The following is a 291-nucleotide window of genomic DNA, read 5'->3' on the forward strand; positions in this document are numbered from 1 at the left end:
GCCGTCGCGTTCGCCGCGTGCGCCGCCTCGATGTCGCGCGGAGTGTCGCCCACCACGTACACCTCGTCACGGCCGAGATCCCGTCCATGCAGCCGGGCGGCCTTCGCGACGGCCATCCTGGTCACCTCGCCCCGGTCCGGGGAGTCCGAGCCGTAGGCGCCGAACAGGAAGTAGCGGCCGAGCTTGCCCGGTTCCAGCTTCGTCCTGGCGGCACCCTCCATGGCCCCCGACGTCAGGCCCAGGATGACGCCGGCGTCCGCGATCCGGCGCAGCACGTCCTCGACGCCGTCC

Annotated in this window: 1 protein-coding gene; it reads right to left on the reverse strand. The window is 73.2% G+C overall.

Going from position 1 to position 291, the window contains the following annotated elements:
* On the reverse strand, window positions 1–291 hold a 291-nt coding region (locus J0695_RS43305), incomplete at both ends, for an HAD family hydrolase (protein ID WP_206970276.1).

Source organism: Streptomyces beijiangensis (assembly GCF_017315755.1).
GTDB lineage: Bacteria > Actinomycetota > Actinomycetes > Streptomycetales > Streptomycetaceae > Streptomyces > Streptomyces beijiangensis.